We start from the raw sequence: 1014 nt of genomic DNA, 5'->3' as shown, positions 1-1014 counted from the left end.
CGGATTTCTCCCGTCGACCAGTAATGCAGCCCCTTCCTTTACTCCGCTATCAATATAATGGACCACTCGGTTTTTGTGGACTTCACGGATCAGCGGACCAACAAAGTTATCTTCCGATTTGCCTTCTCCTGTTTTCAGTTTACGAGTTTCAGAAACGAGCAACTCCATGAATTCATCGGCGATCTCATCGACCACCGCTACGACCGAGCAGGCCATGCAGCGTTCTCCGCTGCTGCCGAACGCCGCTCCGATAATGCCTTGAACCGACTTTTCAAGATGGCAATCCGCTAGGACAACGGCATGGTTTTTGGCACCAGCAAGTGCTTGAACACGTTTTCCGTTAGCTGTACCCGTTTGGTATACATGCTTGGCCACAGGCTCGGAACCGACGAATGATATCGCTTTGATGTCATCGCTTTCCAGTAAGCCGTTCACGACATCCTTTGCACCATGCACAAGGTTGAGGACACCCTTCGGGAAACCAGATTCATAGAAAAGCTCCACTAGTTTCTCGGCGAGGATTGGTGTTCTTTCTGAAGCTTTTAGGACAAACGTGTTGCCGCAGGCGATCGCGAGCGGAAACATCCAAAGCGGTACCATCATGGGGAAGTTGAAAGGGGTAATGCCCGCAACCACTCCCAATGGATAGCGCCAGATCGATCCATCGATCCCCTCAGCAATGCCAGGCAGGGATTCACCCATCATTAGAGTCGGAGCTGCAGTCGCAATCTCCACAACTTCGATTCCTCGCTGTACCTCACCGCGGGCATCTTTTAGCGTTTTCCCATTTTCCATCGTTATGATTTCGGCCAATTGTTCTTTCTGCTCTTGAAGCAGATGAAGGTAATTGTATAGAAGTCTTGCCCGGTTCGGCACAGGTACCAATGACCAAGTTTGATACGTATCTTGAGCGGCCTGTACAGCTTGATCGACATCCCTTTTCACCGATAGAGGTACATAGGCAATTATTTTTCCGTTGGCTGGATTAATTACTTCTTCGACATCCGTACCATT

Annotated in this window: 1 protein-coding gene; it reads right to left on the bottom strand. The window is 49.6% G+C overall.

All coding sequences use genetic code 11. From position 1 onward, the window contains the following. Positions 1–1014, bottom strand: a 1014-nt coding sequence (locus CVN76_RS00810) for an aldehyde dehydrogenase family protein (RefSeq protein ID WP_100530083.1), incomplete at both ends; no start/stop codon positions are given.

The sequence above is a fragment of the Bacillus sp. mrc49 genome, assembly GCF_002803435.1.
Note: the sequence above shows the minus strand (reverse complement) of the source record. Positions and strands in the feature narration are given on the sequence as shown.